The 18979-nt window shown below is 41.0% G+C and carries 8 protein-coding genes, 3 tRNA genes and 1 pseudogene; 7 read left to right on the top strand and 5 right to left on the bottom strand.

Features of this window, described 5'->3' with window-relative positions; genetic code table 11:
- Positions 1-318: 318 nt before the first annotated feature.
- The 3 genes from H6G75_RS03210 to H6G75_RS03200 all read right to left on the bottom strand — a co-directional run bounded on the left by H6G75_RS03210 (position 319) and on the right by H6G75_RS03200 (position 10416).
- Complete coding sequence (locus H6G75_RS03210) at positions 319-6162, bottom strand: ATP-binding sensor histidine kinase (protein WP_190978547.1); 5844 nt, start codon at positions 6160-6162, stop codon at positions 319-321.
- Between the two features lie 236 nt (positions 6163-6398).
- A complete protein-coding gene (locus H6G75_RS03205; protein ID WP_199337698.1) occupies positions 6399-7286 on the bottom strand; it encodes an alpha/beta fold hydrolase in 888 nt (295 codons plus the stop codon).
- A 265-nt stretch (positions 7287-7551) separates the two neighbouring features.
- Positions 7552-10416 (bottom strand): GAF domain-containing protein, encoded by a 2865-nt coding sequence (locus H6G75_RS03200; protein ID WP_190978655.1) that lies wholly within the window; start codon positions 10414-10416, stop codon positions 7552-7554.
- 194 nt (positions 10417-10610) lie between these two features.
- Here H6G75_RS03200 and H6G75_RS03195 point away from each other — a divergent pair, with 194 nt between their 5' ends.
- Positions 10611-11735 (top strand): quinone-dependent dihydroorotate dehydrogenase, encoded by a 1125-nt coding sequence (locus tag H6G75_RS03195; protein WP_190978545.1) that lies wholly within the window; start codon positions 10611-10613, stop codon positions 11733-11735.
- A gap of 84 nt (positions 11736-11819) precedes the next feature.
- Here H6G75_RS03195 and H6G75_RS03190 read toward each other — a convergent pair whose 3' ends face one another.
- Positions 11820-12545 carry a hypothetical protein gene (locus H6G75_RS03190; RefSeq protein ID WP_190590807.1) on the bottom strand — a complete coding sequence of 242 codons (726 nt, stop codon included), beginning with the start codon at positions 12543-12545 and terminating at the stop codon, positions 11820-11822.
- A 541-nt stretch (positions 12546-13086) separates the two neighbouring features.
- On the opposite strand from H6G75_RS03190, the gene H6G75_RS03185 reads away from it, so the two are divergent.
- From H6G75_RS03185 to H6G75_RS03160, 6 genes and pseudogenes are all read left to right on the top strand, one after another.
- A tRNA-Met gene (locus H6G75_RS03185) sits at positions 13087-13216 on the top strand.
- Positions 13217-13257: 41 nt separating this feature from the next.
- Positions 13258-13381, top strand: a tRNA-OTHER gene (locus H6G75_RS03180).
- A gap of 57 nt (positions 13382-13438) precedes the next feature.
- Positions 13439-13562, top strand: a tRNA-OTHER gene (locus H6G75_RS03175).
- A gap of 37 nt (positions 13563-13599) precedes the next feature.
- Positions 13600-15201 carry a TROVE domain-containing protein gene (locus tag H6G75_RS03170; protein WP_190978544.1) on the top strand — a complete coding sequence of 534 codons (1602 nt, stop codon included), beginning with the start codon at positions 13600-13602 and terminating at the stop codon, positions 15199-15201.
- Between the two features lie 239 nt (positions 15202-15440).
- Positions 15441-15855 (top strand): annotated as a pseudogene (locus tag H6G75_RS03165) (XisH family protein).
- Positions 15843-16178 carry a XisI protein gene (locus H6G75_RS03160; RefSeq protein WP_190978543.1) on the top strand — a complete coding sequence of 112 codons (336 nt, stop codon included), beginning with the start codon at positions 15843-15845 and terminating at the stop codon, positions 16176-16178. The pseudogene H6G75_RS03165 and the gene H6G75_RS03160 overlap by 13 nt, the downstream one beginning before the upstream one ends.
- Before the next feature lie 33 nt (positions 16179-16211).
- Here the strand turns inward: H6G75_RS03160 and H6G75_RS03155 are convergent, their stop codons facing one another.
- A complete protein-coding gene (locus tag H6G75_RS03155) occupies positions 16212-18506 on the bottom strand; it encodes a CHASE2 domain-containing serine/threonine-protein kinase (RefSeq protein WP_190978542.1) in 2295 nt (764 codons plus the stop codon).
- Between the last annotated feature and the right edge of the window lie 473 nt (positions 18507-18979).

The raw sequence follows: 18979 nt of genomic DNA, 5'->3' as shown, positions 1-18979 counted from the left end.
GCAGAGGGAGCAGAGGAAGCAGTGCGGTCTTAATGATAATTTTTTCACAGAACATGATAAGTAGAAGGACTGAATTAAACCTAACTTGAGCTTGGCGGGTTTCGACACTTCAACAGGCTCAGTACATCGCTGCGCTCAAACCTCTTTTAGTACAATACGGTTCAGTTAGTAATTTTTTCTTCTCTTCGCGCTCTACCCTGCGGGAACCCGCTATCGCGTCTATGCGCTCTTTGCGGTTCGTTCTTTAATTCAGTGCATCTTCATGCAGAATTGGTATTATCATTCCTGTTGATATAAAGCTAAGAATAACGTGAGAAATTATGCTATAGGTAGAGTAATTATAAATTCAGTTCCTGTACCAACAACAGAATTAACGGTGATTTCACCGCCATGTTTTTCTTCGATAATTTGTCGGGCGATCGCCAATCCTAAACCTGTACCTTTTCCTACTGCTTTGGTAGTAAATAAATGGTCAAAGATTTTTTGTCTGATTTCTTCACTCATTCCCTTGCCATTATCAGCAATTGAAATTTTGACATATTTATCTATTATTGAAGTTGTAATTGTGATACAGTTTGGCTGAGATTGAATCTCCTTGAAATTTTTGCCAATACTTGCTTCTTCTAAAGCATCAATAGCATTAGCCAGAATATTCATAAATACCTGATTTAATTGTCCAGGAAAACAGTTAACTTGAGGTAAGTCACCATAATTATTTATGACTTCAATAGCTGGACGCTGGTTATTAGCTTTGAGACGATGTTTGAGAATTAAAATTGTGCTATCAATGCCTTCATGTAAATTAAATCTTACTTTGTAGTCTTTATCGGCGCGAGAGAAAGTCCGGAGGCTAGTACTAATATTCTTTAATCTATCGCACGCTATGACCATTGCATCAATAATTTGAGGCAAGTCTTCTAAACTATATTCCAAGTCAATTACTTTAGCATGATCGAGAATTTCTGTATTCGCATCAGGAAAGCTATTTTGATATAATTTCAAATGTGTAAATATATCAACAAGAGTTGGTTTAACTTGTTTGAGGCTGGCAACAATAAAACCCAAAGGATTATTCATTTCGTGAGCAACTCCAGCCACTAAGTTACCCAATGCAGACATTTTTTCGCTTTGCACCATTTGTATTTGAGCTTGTTGCAAATTAGAGAGTGCTTGTTTTAATTCCTGAGATTTTTGTTTGAGTTCGGCTTCTGCAAGTTTGCGATCGCTCACATCAATTACTACCCCATCCCACATCATTCCGCCGTCGGCTTGCAGTTCAGGACGCGCATTCGATTGAATCCATTTCACTGTTCCCGAAGGTAAAATAATCCGCCATTCTCGCTCAAACGGCGTTAAATTTTGGGCAGATTCAGCAATTGCTTGGGCAATCAATGGGTCATCTTCAGGATGGTGTAAAGTATAAAGGGTTTGTCTACCTGCCATAACATCTTCTGGATTTACGCCATACAGTTCATAACAACCAGAGCTAATGTAAGGAACAGAAATCGAACCATCAGGTGCAAGCCGGAACTTGTAAACCACACCCGGAATATTATCTGCCAGATTGCGAAATTGAGCTTGACTGGCTTGCTGTTGCGCTAAAGATTGTTCTAATTGTTGAGCATAGTTTTGAGCATCTCGATACAACCGGGCGTTTTCTAAAGCAATCGCCGCTTGAGTGCAGAGTAAGTTGATAATTTCGATGCGATCGCTAGTAAAGACTTCGCTGGTTAAACTATTTTCTAAATATAAAATACCGACAAGTTTGGCTTGATTAACAATGGGATGACAAACAATACTCTTGGGTAAAGACTGCTGAATATAACTATCTGTTGTCCAGGTTTTTTCTTTGGTGATATTGTGAATAATCACTGGTTGCAGAGTATGTTTAACTGCATAAATCATCTTGATTGGGACATCGTGACTACTGTCGAGATCATGGGGTGAGAAAACAGACTGTTCGACATCGTCAATTGTAGCCACAGATGTCACAACCCAATCTGCATTTTCTGGCAAAATGAGTGCTATTTTCTGCGCCCCAGAATTTTGCAATAATACTTGCATTAAATTTGTAATCAATTCCTCAAGTTTGATCGCACTTAATAAAACTCTTGAGGCTTTGAGAATAGCTGCCAAGTCCAGACTGTGGGAAAAGCTGCCACTATTAGAAGTTGAGGCTTGACTAGTATAGGTAGCAATAGTAGCGTTGCTGATGGTTTCTTGGGGGTTTAGGTTAAGTGTTCGCTGTTGCAGAATATGTTGCAGCAGGTAGGGATATTTGATTTCTAAATCGTCTGTTTTAGCTTTGGCACCCCAATGAGCATAGCAGTAGTACGCTTGCTGCATGTATGCTTGGGCGACTGTTTCCTTACCCCAATCAAGATAGAATTTTGCCGCCAATTCATTAGCTAAAGCTTCTTCTTGAATATAGTCATTTGCTTTCGCGCCAGCAATAGCGCGATCGTATAATTCCATCGCCTCCAATTTTTGACCTAAAACTCGATGCTGTTCAGCTTGAATTAAGTCATACTTGTGTTGAAAATTCATCGGTGCAGCCAGCGCCCTTTTCCACAGCATTTGCTGATTAGCTGCGATCATTTCAGCATCACCTGATGTCGCCAACAGTGCCAGTGATTCATAAAAATACAACAAAGTTACACTGAATGTCCCAGCCCCGCCTCCTAAGAATTGTTTAGCCTGTTGGGCTACATCTAAAGCTTGTGAATATTCACCAAATAAGAAACACAAATAAACTTTGTTTGTTAACAACAACCATAATCCTGCTTGATCACCAAGTTGAAGCAGTATTTCCGACATACTGGTTTCATCCATTGCTTCCCCTGTCAAAACAATAGGATTAGCCGCATTTCCTAGAAGATTTAAAATTGTTTGTTGATAGGTTTTGATAAAATTTAAAGCTGTTTGCTGATGAATTTGCTGGATACCTTGACTGTACGTATTGATATTTTGAATTAGGTCGTTTAAAGATTGCCCAGTAAAATAAGAGTTGGCACAATAAGTGAACCCAGCAAAACCGGCAAATACCAAGTCTCCTACTTCTAGACTGCGGTTGTAACCTTCTTGTAATGGTGCAAGAGTTTGTTGGAGATGATGGGTGCAGAATGTAATGTAAAAATTGGCAAGAACGAGTGTACGTCCATAAAACTCTTGTTCATTGAATTGTTCGCAGAGATTGAGTGCTAGTTGTCCAAACTCATAACCTGTGGAAAAATCTTCGAGTACCCCACACAACAACAGCCCATAACCAACATAACCACTTACAGAAGTATTCGCATTACCATACTGGAGTGATAATTCTAGTTGTTTCAAAGTCACGAGAGGAAATAACTCTGGCTGACAAGCATAGGTAGCAGCCCCAACCTTGACTAAAATCCGCATAGCAACTAAGGCTATTGCATCAGTCATGGGCGGGAGAGTCAGTAACTCAGATACCGATCGCCCATTTAGTTGTGTGGCGATCGCTTGAAATGCGGCGCTAATTTCTTCTGGTACAGGCTGTTTAGGCAAATTAATACCTAACTGATTCAGTAAATCTAATGCCATATTAATGGCAAACACAAATTGACCTTGGTTGGTGTATGCTTCTAGTTTGACTTCGGTAATCTTCGCCGTATCAATTAGGGTTTGTGCATTTTGTTGAATTTCCTGGGCATAACTATCCATTGCATCAATATTTCCTGATAGATACGCCGCTTCCGCTGCTAAATTGTGCAGATTGAGGGTTAATAAATACTGCTCATTCCATGCCGATTCACTTAATAAATTTAAGCCATGCTGGGCATAATCCAAAGCACTAGTATAAGCAGTGGCAAGGAGGGCTTTTTGACTAGCTTTGAGGTTACATTCTGCTAGTAAAAGTTTTTCATTGATGTCAGTAATTAAACTCTGCCCTAAATTAAGCTGACCAACAATTGCAAAAATGCTTTCTTCTTGCTGCTCATTAGAAATATCTTGGAGTAAGAATCTGCCAATTTGTAAATGAGTGGCTTGCTTTTGTTCATCGGGTATTAACGAATATGCCGCTTGCTGAACGCGGTCATGCAGAAATTTATAGGTAACAAATTCAGCATCTTGCTCAGTTAAATTTTGATTTTCTTGCCCTACATAAAATTTGTAAACTTCACTTTGAGGTAAGATTAACCCTGCTTGTAAGGCTGGCCATAAATCTGCTGCTGCTTCTGGGTCTGTTTTTTGACAAACAATTCCCAAAGTTTTTAAATCAAATTTATTGCCGATACACGCTGCTAGTTGTAATACTTCTTGAGTAGAAGTTGGCAATTTTTGTAACTGCATTGCCATGAATTCGACCACATCATCAGTGAGCGATCGCTGGCTAATTTGCGTAATATCACATTGCCATAAACCTTTATTAAAATCAAAGTGAATTAGTCCATCTTGATGTAAGGCCTTGAGAAACTGCGTGCTGAAAAACGGATTACCTTGAGTTTTTTGATATATGAGATGCGCCAGTGGTAAAGATGATTCGGCTTTACATCCTAAAGTATCAGCGACTAACCGATTTAAATTTGCTTCGCTGAGAGGTTGTAAACTAATTGTATTAATGATAGAATTACTTTTGTTAATTTCCTCCAATGTCAACATCAAAGGATGTCCAGGAAATACTTCGTTATCTCGATACGCCCCAATTAATAGCAAATAATTACTAGCAACTTCACTCATTAATAGTTTAATGAGTTGTAGAGAAGCCAAATCAGCCCATTGCAAATCATCTAAAAATATCACTAAAGGATGTTCTTTAGTAGCAAATATTTGGATAAATTTTTGTAATAATAAATTAAACCGATATTGAGCCGCTGTGCCAGATAATTCTTGCACAGGTGGTTGTTGACCAATAATTTTGACTAATTCAGGAATCACATCAACAATTAGCTGACCATTTTCCCCTAAAGCTTGAAGAATTTTAGCTTGCCATTTTTGTAGTTGTTGGTCAGTTTCGGTTAATAACTGCCTGATTAAATCGCTGAGGGATTGCACAAAAGCCGAAAAAGGAATATTGCGGTTGAATTGGTCAAATTTACCTTTAATAAAATAACTGCGTTGTCTGACAATTGGTTTATGAACTTCGTTGACAACGGCAGTTTTACCAATCCCTGAAAAACCAGCAACCAAGACTAATTCACTGCGGAAATTAGATGAGTCTTGAATTGTAGCTACTCGTTCAAATGCTGCTAGGATTTCTTCGACTTCGGTTTCTCGTCCGTATAATTTCTCAGGAATGATGAAGCGATCGCAAATATCCCACTCAGCAATTTCAAAGTTGACAATTTTTCCAGTTGCTTGCAAATGCGACAAGCAAATTTCTAAATCATGCTTTAATCCTAAAGCACTCTGATAGCGGTCTTCGGCATTTTTCGCCATCAATTTCATCACAATATCGCTTAAAGCTTTTGGTATCTCTTCCCTTCTGCCTTCTAAACTAGTCGGCATTTTCGCAATGTGACAATGCACCAACTCCATTGGGTCTTCGCTGTTAAAAGGTAATTCTCCGGTTAACAGTTCAAAAAATGTCACTCCTAAAGCATAAAAATCACTGCGATAATCAATCCCGCGATTCATCCTACCAGTTTGTTCTGGTGATAAATAAGCCAGGGTTCCTTCTAAAATATTGGGACTAATTAGAGTTGGAGTTTCTTTAGGCAGAAGCGAAGCAATACTAAAATCTATGAGTTTAATTTCGTGATTTTTAGGATTAATTAAAATATTGGCGGGTTTGATATCTTTGTGAATTACTCGATTTTGATATAAGTAGTGAAGAATATCACACATTTGCAGGGCAATAATTAAAAACTCCTGTAATGTTAATTTTTGATTTTTAAGATATTCTCGCAATGACAAGCCACCAAAATCTTCCATCACAAAGGCATAACCGTTACGGTATATGTCTAAACTTAAAGGACGAACAATTCCCGAAAAATCCAGTTCTTTTGTAATTGTGTACTGATTTTGAAATTGCAAAAGTTCGCTAAAAGTGGGATACTCTCGATTGAGCAATTTAATCACTACAGGTTGGTCATCTGCGGCTCGAATACCTCGGTAGACTACAGTTCTAGACCCAGCATAAAGTTGTTCTGTCAGCTGATAGCCAGGAATTTTTGCTGTTATATCCACAGGTGTATTCATTTATATATACCTCAGTCTGGAATTAGCAATTTTATTATTCCCGTAGTTTAAGTATTGTGAACAGCAAAATTTTTCTCAGTAGGTAGGTGCAATTTTAGAGATAACAAGGTAAGAGTTTCCAGCAAATTTAAATTTTTTAATATAGTTTGGTTGATTTCCAGCGACTTACGTAGAGACGTGTCATAAAACGTCTCTACCTAGAAACTCATACCTTGATTCAGCAATACAAAGTATTTTTAGATTACATTCTGTTGGATTTTGCTATCTAAAAAGGGCAATATAGCTTCTGCAACTTCATTTGCATACTCTTCATACATTCCCAATGTGCCAGGAAGAGTTAATGATTGAATGTCTGGAATTGCGGCCATTGCTGTCATTTCTTGTTTGGAATAAGGTGGGGCTTGCTCTGCTAAAATGAGCAGCACAGGCACAGTTGAAGATTGCAGTAGTGTGAGAAATTGCTGGCGATCGCGCACTGGATCAAGTCCACCTGTAACAAATGCCGCAGGAGCAAATCGCGCTCCTGGTTGTCGAGTAATTTGCTGTTTCTCCTCAATAAACTCTGGCGTAAGGTTTGACTTATCTGCATAAACATGCCTACCATACATCAGCCGCAGAAAGCCCTTGGTTGTATTTGCTTGATAAAGTCCTTGACCAATCACCGGAAATCTGACCAATTGTCGAACTGCGGTTGCTAGTGGTTTGGGTACGCCCATTGTTGGTAGAGGGCCTCGCCAAGTAGGTGCAACTAAAATGATGCTAGAGCAAGTCTGGGGTTGTTGAGCCAGTTGCAAGGCATAACCAGCCGTATGACCAGCTGCAATTATCGCCACTGGTTCTGAGAAAGTTTGTGTGACAAACGCTTGAAGTAACTGCTGCAACAGCGCGGGTTGATAGTCTAAAGCAGGGCGTTCAGATTCACCAAATCCTAACCAATCAAGTGTTACTGCTTGGTAACGATGGGCAATTCGCTCGGCAATTCCTTGCATTTCCGAACGGCTAGAAACCGTACTAAAAGCAGGTAAGAGTAATACAGGTTTACCCTGACCGACTGTATCGTAAGCGATCGCATAACGGTTTTGCTGCCACTCAAATGAAAATTGATGCTTTGTTTTCACACTCATCGTTATCCCATCCAGCTTGTATCCATTTAACTTTAATGTAGAGCTGGAACAAGACTGATGTACAAAGGTTATTTGTTTAAGAAGGTATAAGGGTTTTGAATACATACACCCCTACAGGGAAGTCAAAATTCAAAAGTCAGAAAATTTTTGACTTTGAACTTTTAACTTTTGACTTGATTCTGCCCATACACTTTTCTTCTCACTGCGTAATTCCTATCCTTCTTTAATCGGCCTCCTGCCTGCTGCCTTTCAACTCCTGCCTTCTTTAATCAGCTAAAGGTAACACTAAGCGACTAACTACTCGATGATCTGGTAATTGATAAAAATCTAGATTTCCACCCAACTGTTGCATGAGTTTTTGACAAATTAGCAGGTGTAAAGCTGGTGGTTGGTTCAGATATGAACTGGCTAGTACATCTTTAGGTGTCTTATTTTGTAGTGCTGCTAACAAAGGCGGTTCAATCATTCCATGATCTGTAATTGATATTTCTAGCAATTTTTCTTCTAAGCGACGACACCAAATATCAATTCTGCCGCCACTTTGAGAACGGTTACAAGCGACAATCAATAATTCATATAGTACTAATTCAAATTTAACGATATCGCCTGTAATTGCTAAGGATGATGGATAACTGGAAGGTTGCAGTCCTTTGAGGAAGATTCCACTATTACCGGAATCTGTATCTGTCGCTGATTGTCCTAAACCATGCACTCCTGCCCAGAGTTTACGCTGTTTGAGTAAATTATCCACTCGTTCGAGCGATCGCTTCAACAAGGTGGCTATGGGCATCGTTTCAGAACTCTGATGTAATTGCCATTGCTCAAGTTTCACTAGGCCAGTCATAGCGGCGGTGTTATGGTCTAATTGCCGCAGTAATAGCTTATAACGTGTTTGTGTCAGTTCATTACTGGGAATACCCAAGTCTTCAATTTGGCTGAATAACTGTGTGGCAGTGCGTTGAATTTCTTCGAGGCGACGATGTTTGTACCAGTTGAGTTGGCGCAATTCTTGGTTTGATGACTCTAGCAGTTTGGTGATTTGCTGTTGACGACGCGACCAAGCTAATTGTGTTACCAAAGTTTCTGTAGCATTCAGACTTTGTTCTGTCCAATAGCGTTCTCGGTAATCGGCAACTAAAACTACACCTGTGGGTGCATAATCAGGACTAGTGCGGAGTGCGATCGCTAAAACTTGACCAATGTTCTGCCCATGTAACCATTTTCTGGTTTCTGGTGGTAAATCATCAGCATACACACACACATAATCATCTTTGGCTAATGCCCACTGAATTATTGCTTCTGTGTGAATGGGAATTGGTTGATCAGTCACAACCGCAAATCGACTATCATGAATCACACTCGGAATAATTTCGGCAAAGTTATCCCCCGGCGACCACGATAACAACACTGCTAACGGAGAATGGAGAACATTAGCAATTTGTTCTATAGCGGTGCGTTCTAGACGTTCTGTACCTGAATCGCTGGGGTCATTTTGGGTTTTTTCCAGAATACGTAAGCATCGCTGAACACTATGGAGGATTTTTTGCTGTTGTTCAACTTCCGCATTTAATTGCCACTGGCGGACAATTACGCCAATTTGTTGACTGACAGCCCACAATAATTCTTTGTCTAAGGTTGCCCAACCGCGATTTGTTTCATGGGCAATCACTAACAGGGCGTTGGGTGTATGATCTTGAGCGCAGTTACAAACCAACAGCGATCGCATTCCATGTTCTAATAACAAAGGTCGCCAGTTAAAAAACCGCAAATCTTCTTCTACTTTCTGCACTTCTACGGCTGTGGTGGCGGACTTCAACATCTGCTCATCCATATCTTTGAGCGTATTGAAGCTAACTGTCAGCAGACGACGATTTTGGGGTTGGCTTTGAAAAATAATTTGATAGCTATGCAGGTCGGGGTTGTACTGTAAGATTAAAAAGCGGGTGGCAGCGAAGCGCGTTAAAACTTTAGTGGCACAGTCGCGTAAAGTTGCTTGCAAGTCATCTGCGTTATAAATCGCTTGGGCAACTTGGCTAGTTAATTGAGCATCTTCTTGAATTTGCTTGATAGTAGTATCCATAGTTTCGCTAGGCGCAACTAAAGAAACTAGTCCGGCTGCACTTTGAACAAAGTTTTTGTCTGCTTCTGTCCAGATGCGTGGTTCATTGGCTTCTACCGCCAGAAAACCCAATAGTTCTTTTTGCCACATAATTGGTGCGGCTAAAAGCGATCGCACCTGTAAACGTTCCAACACTTTGGCAGTAAAATGACTTTTTAAAGAACTGCGCTCATCACCAATCAAAACAATTTGATTCACCGACAAAGCATAATAAAATTCACTTAAATCCTGGACTGTCATCCCCGCCGCTAGTTGCTGTTGGCTGTTATTCCGACCGATGTTAGCTAGTTGATTACTCATTCGACACCAAAAATAACGCCCTTGGCGCTCAAACCAGTAAATATTTGTCCGGCTAGGCGCAACAAACTGATGTGTTGTTTGCACAACTGCTTTCAGTTTTTGGTCTATATTATTGAAAGTACGTAAGTTTTCTAATAAGTGTAATATCGGCTGATCAAGATGCTTTGTTTGCTGTTGCTGCAAATTCAATTCTTGTTGATAAAGCACTGCCCCCAGTTCGCCCAAAACCATTAATAAACGAGCTTTGGCATCACCAGGTAACAAATAGCCCCAACGTTCTGAACCAAATAATAATAAACCTAAAAAACGGTCTCGATAGCGAATAGGTAAAACAATCGTTCCCTGAATATTGAATTTTTTACCAATTTCTTGCCATTCGGCTGCACGAGGTTCCAGCCGCAAATCAGCAACACCCAAGGGACGCTGTTCAATGACTACTTGTTCTAAAAGCCCGCCAGGAGTGAGTGTCACCTGTTTGCGTAAAAATTTAGTGTCACCATCAGGTGCAACCCCACCTTTACCAATTAATGTATGTTTTGGTAGGTCATATAAAGCAATCCAAACCAAATTATAGTCGAACTGCTCTTTAATATAAGCAATAGTAGTATCAATCAGAACATCAACATTATCCTCTTCCCTCAGTGTTTGGAGGACACGTCCCAAAGCAATGATTGTATGTTCGGCTGCTATCGGTCTTTGTGGCTGCCCCATTGGATTTTTGGTTGACATCGCTCTTTAATATATAAGATGCCCAGAAAAGCAGCCTAATACCATTTTGGATTTTAAATTTTAGATGTTGGATTGAAAAAGTGCTGTGTTGAAAGTGCTGAGTTCTGAGTCCAAAATTCTCCCCCTTGTCCCCCTTGTCTCCCTTGTCTCCTCTTCCCACTCCCTAACTTCCCCACATGGATATTTACCAAATTGCCCTTCGTCCCGTACTGTTCAACCTACTGAAAACAGATGCAGAGTGGTTACATAAGCAGGCTATTCGCAGTCTAGATTGGTTATCACAAAGTAATAATGCTCCGGCGAGCTTAGTCAATCAAAGCTTACAACAGTCTTTGTGTCTATGCGATCGCCGTCTGGAACAAAATTTGTTTGGGCTAAATTTCCCCAACCCCTTGGGTTTAGCAGCCGGTTTTGATAAGGATGGGGTAGGGGCAAAAATTTGGTCTAACTTTGGTTTTGGCTTCGCTGAGTTGGGAACTGTCACTTTTCACCCCCAGCCAGGAAATCCCCAACCAAGGTTATTTCGCTTACCTGTAGATCAAGCTGTCCTGAACCGGATGGGTTTTAATAATCAAGGTGCAGCAGTCATGGCTGCTAGGTTAGCAGCACAAAAAGATTTGACTCACACAATACCCATCGGCATAAATTTAGGTAAATCGAAAATTACCCCCTTAGAAGCCGCAGCTGAAGATTACCTCAACAGTTTCCGCTTACTCAAAGAATTAGGCGATTATTTTGTGGTGAATGTCTCTTCACCCAATACACCAGGATTGCGATCGCTCCAAGATGCCGCTATGCTCAGTTCTATCTTGGATGTACTACAAAAAGAAAACAATACACATAGACCAATATTTGTCAAGATAGCACCTGATTTAGAATGGGAAGCGATCGCCGATATTATTGGCTTGGCTAAAACCTACCAATTAGCAGGAATTATTGCCACAAACACCACAATCAGCCGTGATGGCTTGAAAACCCAGCTAATTCACCCAACTGGGAAACCCCCGCAAGATGAAGCTGGCGGAATTAGTGGTGCGCCATTGCGCGATCGCTCCACAGAAATTATCAAGTTTATTTGGCAGCAAACCCAAGGGCAAATTCCCATTATCGGGGTTGGTGGCATATTTTCCGCAGAAGACGCTTGGGAAAAAATCACTGCGGGAGCCAGCCTCATTCAAGTTTATACAGGCTGGATTTATGAAGGCCCCTTGATGGTGCGCCGAATTTTAACTGGTTTGCTGACTAAGTTAGAGCAGAATAAATTAAACTCGATCACCGAAGCGATCGGATTAAAAGTTTGAAGTATTCAGAAGTCAGAACTCAGGAGTCAGAATAAATTTTTGATTCTGGATTCTGACTCCTGATCGGATTTCACCCCTAATCATTCATGACTCTTCTAAAGGAAAGAACTCTTTTGTTTTTTCCGAGAAACTCCAAGCAATACCATCAGGATCACGGCTGCGAGTCCATTCGGGAAAATCTGGATCATTACGCCGTTTGTAGACAGTGCTGGAATAAACATTCAACCGTTTCGCCAATTCCGATTGAATCAGTGAGCCGAAAACTAACTGTTTTGCTAAATTGGGTTTGACTTCTGTATGAGTTGCTGGCGCTGCTAATTCAACTTCTGGTTCTGCTAATAGTGTTTGAGTTGCTGGCGGTGCTAAAAGCGATCGCGCAGCCGTTGTTACAGGTTGAGCAGACAAAGTTTTGACAGGCTCGCTACTGTCAAGAATATTACCCAAAATACTGGCAGTAATAAAGTAATACACCTCATTGCCTGAACCAGCATTGACTATACTTGCACCAAACTCGGAAGCTTTGCCATCCAGGTAGCGTTTTGCTGTTGGGCCAGGAAAACTACCCCGCATTGCCAAGTCCATTGGTGTAATTTTGCCCTGGTTTTCCCGAACTAACTGATGGAAAACCGGGTTAACTCGCTGACACCATTGTTGCCATTGATATTGTTGCCAGATATTGAAACCAATAATCAAAACAACCAGCGCCAGCAAAAATCTCCAGGTAGAAACCAGGAAAATTATTAAAAACGATATTGGCAAAAGTAGAACGAGAAAACCTTTCCCGCCACTTTCCATTGTTTTTTCACTCATGCCGATTTTTGCCAAGCGAATTTTTTTGGGAAATAATATATTATATTGGCAAAAATTGGGACTGGTTTTTGTATCTTTTGGCAAAATCACTGAAAAAAGCAGGTGTGCGATCGCTCATTTTAATCACCTAAAACCCAAACACCCCACATTTCCGGCAAAAATAGGCAAAAAATTTTTGCCTGATAACAAAAATCAGCAAAAACAAAAACTTTACATAAACATTAAGAAGTATTTCATCTTATATTCAACAAATCTCAGCGCACCTTGGCGTTAAAAATATTTATCTCTCACTGACTCAACCTATTGACGTTTAAAACTACATATATTACATTAATACTACAAGCTGATTTTCCCAAAGGAGTTAGCCAAAAACTGTAGCGGATAGCTCAAATACCAGAGCGCCCCCTTGCCTGCAAAGGCCGACACATCAAGGGTTATCGCAAATAACTTAAACATCCTTGAGACAAAATTCTGGAGATGCAGGTGAAAATCCTGCTCCGCTACACTCCAAACAAAGTGCTGAGTAAAAAATAATTCTTATGTGGCAGGTAGCTCAATGGTAGAGCGCCAAAAACATCTTTGTTCACTCCTTGCCTGCAAAGGCCGACGAATGAGGGTTATCGACTCATAATCGGGAGGGTTGTAGGTTCGATTCCTATCCTGCCACACCAAATTTCATTTTAAATTTAATCCAAAATCCAAAATTTTTGTGTGGCGGGTAGCTCAGTGGTAGAGTGCTTTACCCTTATTCACTCCTTGCCTGCAAAGGCCGACGAATTGAGGGTTATCGATTAGGGTTCGAGAGGTCGCAGGTTCAAATCCTGCTCCGCCACCCAAAACTTAATTTTAGATTTAATCCAAAATCTAAAATCTAAAATCCAAAATTCTTCATGTGGCAGGTAGCTCAGTAGGTAGAGCGCCTAAACATCCTTGTTCACCCCTTGCCTGCAAAGGCCGAAGAATGAGGGTTATCGCCTTCCAAGCGGGATGTCGCAGGTTCAAATCCTGCCCTGCCACCTTTCATTTTTGCCCGCAAGGGCCGGGAGATGAAACCATGAACTACAACTTCTTCACCAGAAACAAAACCAGCACGCCACAAACTCAGCCCATCCCCGGACGGGAAACCGAGATGATCAAAGGACGTTCCGGTGGCTGGATGTTTGATGCTGGCTTATGGAAGATGCTGCGGCGCTGTCTGTTAGTTGGGACAGCCCAAAGCACCTACTATGCTGGTAAACAAGAATTAACTGAAGATTTTGTAGCAGTTGTCAACCAAGCTGTTGCCGAAAATCCCAGCCGTGTAGCGGAAGAAATTCTTTATGCCAGCGATGGACGAGCTATCTATAACAGCGCACCTATCCTAGCTTTGGTCTTACTGTCGATGGGTGAAACAAAAGAAGCCAAACAAGCTTTTGCGGAAATCTTTCCCCAAGTTGTCCGTACAGGTAGCCACTTCTACGAATGGTTGAACTACACCAAATCTCTGCGGGGCTTTGGTAAAGTTGTGCGGGAAGCAGGTAAAACTTGGCTATCAAGAGAAGATGTCAAAGGTTTGGCTTATCAACTCTTGAAATATCAACAACGCCAAGGCTTCACTCACCGCGATGCTTTGCGCCTGTTCCACGTCAAACCACCTACAGAAAATCACCGTCAATTATTTGAATGGGTTGTCAGAGGTTGGGAGGAATTGCCCACAGAGATACCCTCGCAAGCATTGGCGCAGATTTGGTGGTATGAATGGCTAAAGCGCAACCCTGAGCAAACTCACGAAGCAATTTTGCAAGGACGCTTAACCCACGAAATGGCTGCACCCGTGGGCAATATGGACAAAGCTGCTTGGCAGTTGCTATTTCAAGAAATGCCCATCGGTGCAATGCTGCGTAACCTGGGTTCACTAACTGAACTGGGCGTATTACGGGCTGATGAAAGCGCCAACTTGCTAAGAGTGGAAGGAGTTCTCAACAATAAAGAACATCTGCGTAAAGGTCGCATTCACCCAATCGATGTTTTGAAAGCCCTCAAAACTTACGAGTCTGGGGGAAGACTGGGACGCAGTAAGAAAACTTGGACTCCCGTTCCTCGCATCGTAGACATCTTAGAAAAAGCCGTTGAGTTGTCTTTTGATGTCGTAGAACCCACAGGCAAAGTTTTCATGCACGCCGTAGACGTTTCCGGTTCGATGGGTAGCTTAGTTGCAGACATGGGACTAAGTTGCTGTGAAATTGCCACCACAATGGCACTTGTTACAGCCAAAGCCGAGAAAAACTACATGATTCGCGGTTTTGCTAACGAGTTTCGGGACTTAGATATCACCGCCAAAGATAGTTTTAGTTCGGCTGTGCGTAAAGCCAGCAATCAAAACTTTGGCGGGACAGATGCCTCCGTTGCTTATGACTGGATGATTCAAAATAAATTCAAAGCTGATGTAGTCTGCTTCTGGACTGACTCGGAAAGCTGGGCTGGTTACAAGCATCCTAGCCAAGCTTTGCAGGAGTATCGCAAAAAAATCAATCCTAATGTGAAGGCTGTATACGTCACCTTGACACCATACCGCATCACCTTGGTAGATCCTCAAGATCCACTGTCTTGGGACTTAGCAGGATTCGACCCTGGTACACCTCGCATCATCCAAATGTTAGCGACAGGTGAACTGTAAGAATTGTGAAGTATGAAGTATAAAATTTCATACTTCATACTTCACACTTCTCGGCGGGTTATCCCTTGTTCGCAACTTGCCCTTTCGGACGAAGAATTTAGGGTTATCGGTTAACGTCTCCACCATCTCCGGGGACTAGCGGGTTCAATTCCCGCACCCGCCTTTATACTTTTTTTCAATTAAATATTAATGCTATGGGTCTTTGCTAAAATACCCTTAAAAGCAACAATTAGCATAGAATGTCAGCGAAAGATAAATTTCATGATGCAGTTAAAATAGCCCTGCAAAAAGACGGGTGGCTAATTACACATGATCCTCTCCGCATTCGGATTAATTCTACAACTAAATATAGACTTGGGAGCAGAAAAACTGGTTGAAGCTGAACGCAATGGGCAGAAAATTGCAGTTGAAGTCAAAAGTTTTTTGGGTGCTTCTGCGATGGCTGAATTCCATTTAGCTATAGGGCAGTATATTAACTACCGTTATGCTTTAACTGACTTTGGCTATGAACAAGTTTTATACTTAGCGGTACCGTGGCTCATTTATGATGAGTTTTTGACACAGCCATTTGTGCAGGCAGTCATTCAACGTAGTCAAGTCAATTTATTGATTTTTGATGACGAAAAAGAAGAGGTTGTGCTATGGCAAAGCTAGATATCTATCGAGAGTATATCCAAAGATTACTCAAAGAATATGCAGCGCGAGATTTAGAGGAAGATAATGTAGAAGTACAACTGATTTTTGATACTGAACACGACCATTATCAGCTTTTTTATGTTGGTTGGCGAAATCGAAGACGTGTTTATGGCCCTGTCATACATTTAGATATTAAAAATGAAAAGATTTGGCTGCAATGGAATAGTACAGAAGACGATATCGCTGCTGATTTAGTAGAATTGGGTGTGCCGAAGCAAGATATTGTTTTAGGTTTTCATTCGCCTTATATGCGTCAGTTTACTGATTATGCTGTTGGTTAAAATATTGGTTTTTGAAATTTACAAATTTCCTGCTTAATCTCCCAACCAAGGTATAGTAGGTAAGTTTGAATTATCATTTTGTGGTGAAAGATTCGTATCTGGATAAATTTGTAATTTATCAAGTACAGCTAACACTTCGGATGCTGATTGATAGCGTTGTTTAAAATCATCAAGTACCATTTTTTTTAAAATCTCAGCGAAGCCATCGCTGACAACTGCCTGATTTTTCCATTGCCATTCGCCATCCTCATTTCTATTCATATCATGGGGAGCAATTCCGGTTAAGGCGCGAATCCCAATCATCCCGATCGCATATATATCACTACTGTACTGCGGACGACCAAAACATTGTTCGTTAGGTGCATAGCCTCTTGTCCCAATACCAATTGTAAAAGGCGCTTGTTCGGAATTTTCTAGTTTTGGAACTGAGACTTCTTTGACTGCACCAAAGTCAATTAAGACGAGTTTGTTATCTGTTTGGCGGCGCATGACATTACTGGGTTTAATATCTCGATGAATCACACCATTGTCGTGAACAAAGACTAAGATTTGTAATAGTTCCTTGATAATTTCTCTGACTTGAGTTTCTCTTAAACCTTGACCGGATGGTAGTTCTTTAATCAAGGAATGACCTATGACATATTCCTGAACTAAATAAAATTCATCATCTTGTTCAAAATAAGCCAAGAGTTGGGGAATTTGCGGATGAGTCCCCAATTTTTCGAGGGTTTCGGCTTCGGAATGAAATAAACGTCTGGCAAGTTCTAAACTTTTTGCTTGGGTGTTGGCTGGTTTAAGTTGCTTGACTACACAGCGTGGATAACCAGGACGGTGCATATCTTCAGCGATGTAGGTTTCGCTAAATCCACCAGAACCGAGAACTTTGACAATTTTGTAGCGTCCGGCGAGGATTCTGCCAGATACGGCTAAATCCCTTTTCTGGAGTAAGTCTTGTAAGTCGTTTTGTTGGCTGATAATTTCTTGAACAACGGGAGATGTTTTATATTTCTGAAAGATTGTGACTAATTGACGGGTTCGCAATTTTTCTCTAGCAACTTCTATTCCCAGATAAGACAATCCGTTGAACGTGATCGCTATCATTGGAATGGCAGTGGGAAAAATTAACTGACCGTGTATAAAGCACACATAGCTAATTCCTCCCCAAATGCCAGCTGCGGCTAAACTTATCACAAAGCGTTTCATATTGCTCTTAGTTCTATTGGCAACGTAGACGGTAGCGCCAACTAAAACCAGCACAAACAATCCTTGCAGTACTGAACTAGAAATTGCTGGGGCGATCGCTTTATTCTGCATTAAAGTAGCGATCGCATTGGCATGAATTTCGACTCCCGCCATCCTCTCTGGTGGATTCACCGCCGCTACCGGATGATAATCATTGTTGAGTTTATCTGTAGAGCCAATCAAAACAATTTTGTCTTGAAAAACTCTACCTTGCTGCAAATAATTATTCCAATTTGGTGGGTCGAGAACATACCACAGGGGAATTTGCTCAAATGTTCCGGCTGACCCCCAAAAATATAAGCGATCGCCTTTTGGCTGCGGATATTTAATTTTGGCTGCGCTTAAAACTGCTTCATCAAAAGATGGCGCTTTCTCCATTAACATCCCATTAGCAGCTAACAACTTGGGAAATTCACTGGCTAATTTATGAACTTTGCCATCTGCTTCTAAGGGAAAATTCACAGAACCAACTGTTACTCCACCAACTTGAAACATTTCTTGCGGTAGAGTCAATTGTGTAAAAGTACCCTGATGGCTCTCAAAACTCTCATACAGTGCGGCTAAAGTCACTTTGCTGCCATATTTTTTTAAGACAGCTTGCAGTTGGCGATCGTCCTCACTGCCATAACTGCTGGGTGTGTCAAATACTACATCAACGGCCACAGCCCGCGCCCCAGCTTTGACTAATTTTTCGATAATTTGAGCATAAGCAGCCCGTTTAAATGGAAAAGATTTCAGTGGTTCTAGGTAGGCATACTGGTGTGGGTCTGAATTATAGTACTGTTCGGGAACTGAAATTGACTGGTCGTCAATTGCCAAAATCACGATATCGGCTGGTGGTGTTATCACACCCCGCAGCTGAAAAAACGCTGAAACTATCTGACTCTCCATCAAATTCACCCAACCCACGCCAGAAGTAGTCAGCAATGCTGACCCCATTGTGGATACAGCCACGAAAAAATGACTCAAGCGACTCACAAGTTTAGACTGTGATGCTGTCAGAGTTACTTTTGTGGGTTTGCCTGAAGTTGTATTGGCAGTAGATACATTTTTTTTACTGAAGGTAGATATAGGTTCTTCTGCCATATCGTGTTAATAATTGGTTTACAGACAACTTGATTTATTTAGTCTCATTTCTACTAAAAACATATTGAAATAAAACTTCAATGAAAATCTTATACATTTGTAATCTATCTTCTCTGGCTCTGGAAATTTTGACAAATCTAAATGGGAAAGGCTTTCAACTCTAAGACAGCCTGAGTTATTTACTGAGTAAGTTTGAGCATTGATTGTTTATTTACTGGAGTCCAAGCCAGGCAATACCCTCCGCACAAGCTGAGGTTGTGGCAAATTTGTCGCTGAAACTTGATTTCATGGTGTAAGGATATAAAGGTGTCAGAGATAGACAATTAATTGTTTATTTCTGAGGTTCCACTCCTGAGTTAAACATCTCCTGTTGTCAGGATATTCTGATTCTGCATTGCATAGCAGCAAGATTTTTACCTCTCAAGATGCGATGTGAGCCTCCTATAAATTATTATCCAGTAAGCTTGATTTGT

It is taken from the genome of Nostoc sp. FACHB-280 (assembly GCF_014697615.1).
Classification (GTDB): domain Bacteria; phylum Cyanobacteriota; class Cyanobacteriia; order Cyanobacteriales; family Nostocaceae; genus Nostoc_B.
The sequence above is the reverse complement of the archived record's forward strand: the minus strand, read 5'-3'. Positions and strand labels throughout refer to the sequence as shown.

Coding starts and splice junctions, on each gene's coding strand:
- H6G75_RS03210 (WP_190978547.1), bottom strand. CDS start 6,162: ATGAATACACCTGTGGATATAACAGCAAAAATTCCTGGCTATCAGCTG.
- H6G75_RS03205 (WP_199337698.1), bottom strand. CDS start 7,286: ATGAGTGTGAAAACAAAGCATCAATTTTCATTTGAGTGGCAGCAAAAC.
- H6G75_RS03200 (WP_190978655.1), bottom strand. CDS start 10,416: ATGGGGCAGCCACAAAGACCGATAGCAGCCGAACATACAATCATTGCT.
- H6G75_RS03195 (WP_190978545.1), top strand. CDS start 10,611: ATGGATATTTACCAAATTGCCCTTCGTCCCGTACTGTTCAACCTACTG.
- H6G75_RS03190 (WP_190590807.1), bottom strand. CDS start 12,545: ATGAGTGAAAAAACAATGGAAAGTGGCGGGAAAGGTTTTCTCGTTCTA.
- H6G75_RS03170 (WP_190978544.1), top strand. CDS start 13,600: ATGAACTACAACTTCTTCACCAGAAACAAAACCAGCACGCCACAAACT.
- H6G75_RS03160 (WP_190978543.1), top strand. CDS start 15,843: ATGGCAAAGCTAGATATCTATCGAGAGTATATCCAAAGATTACTCAAA.
- H6G75_RS03155 (WP_190978542.1), bottom strand. CDS start 18,506: ATGGCAGAAGAACCTATATCTACCTTCAGTAAAAAAAATGTATCTACT.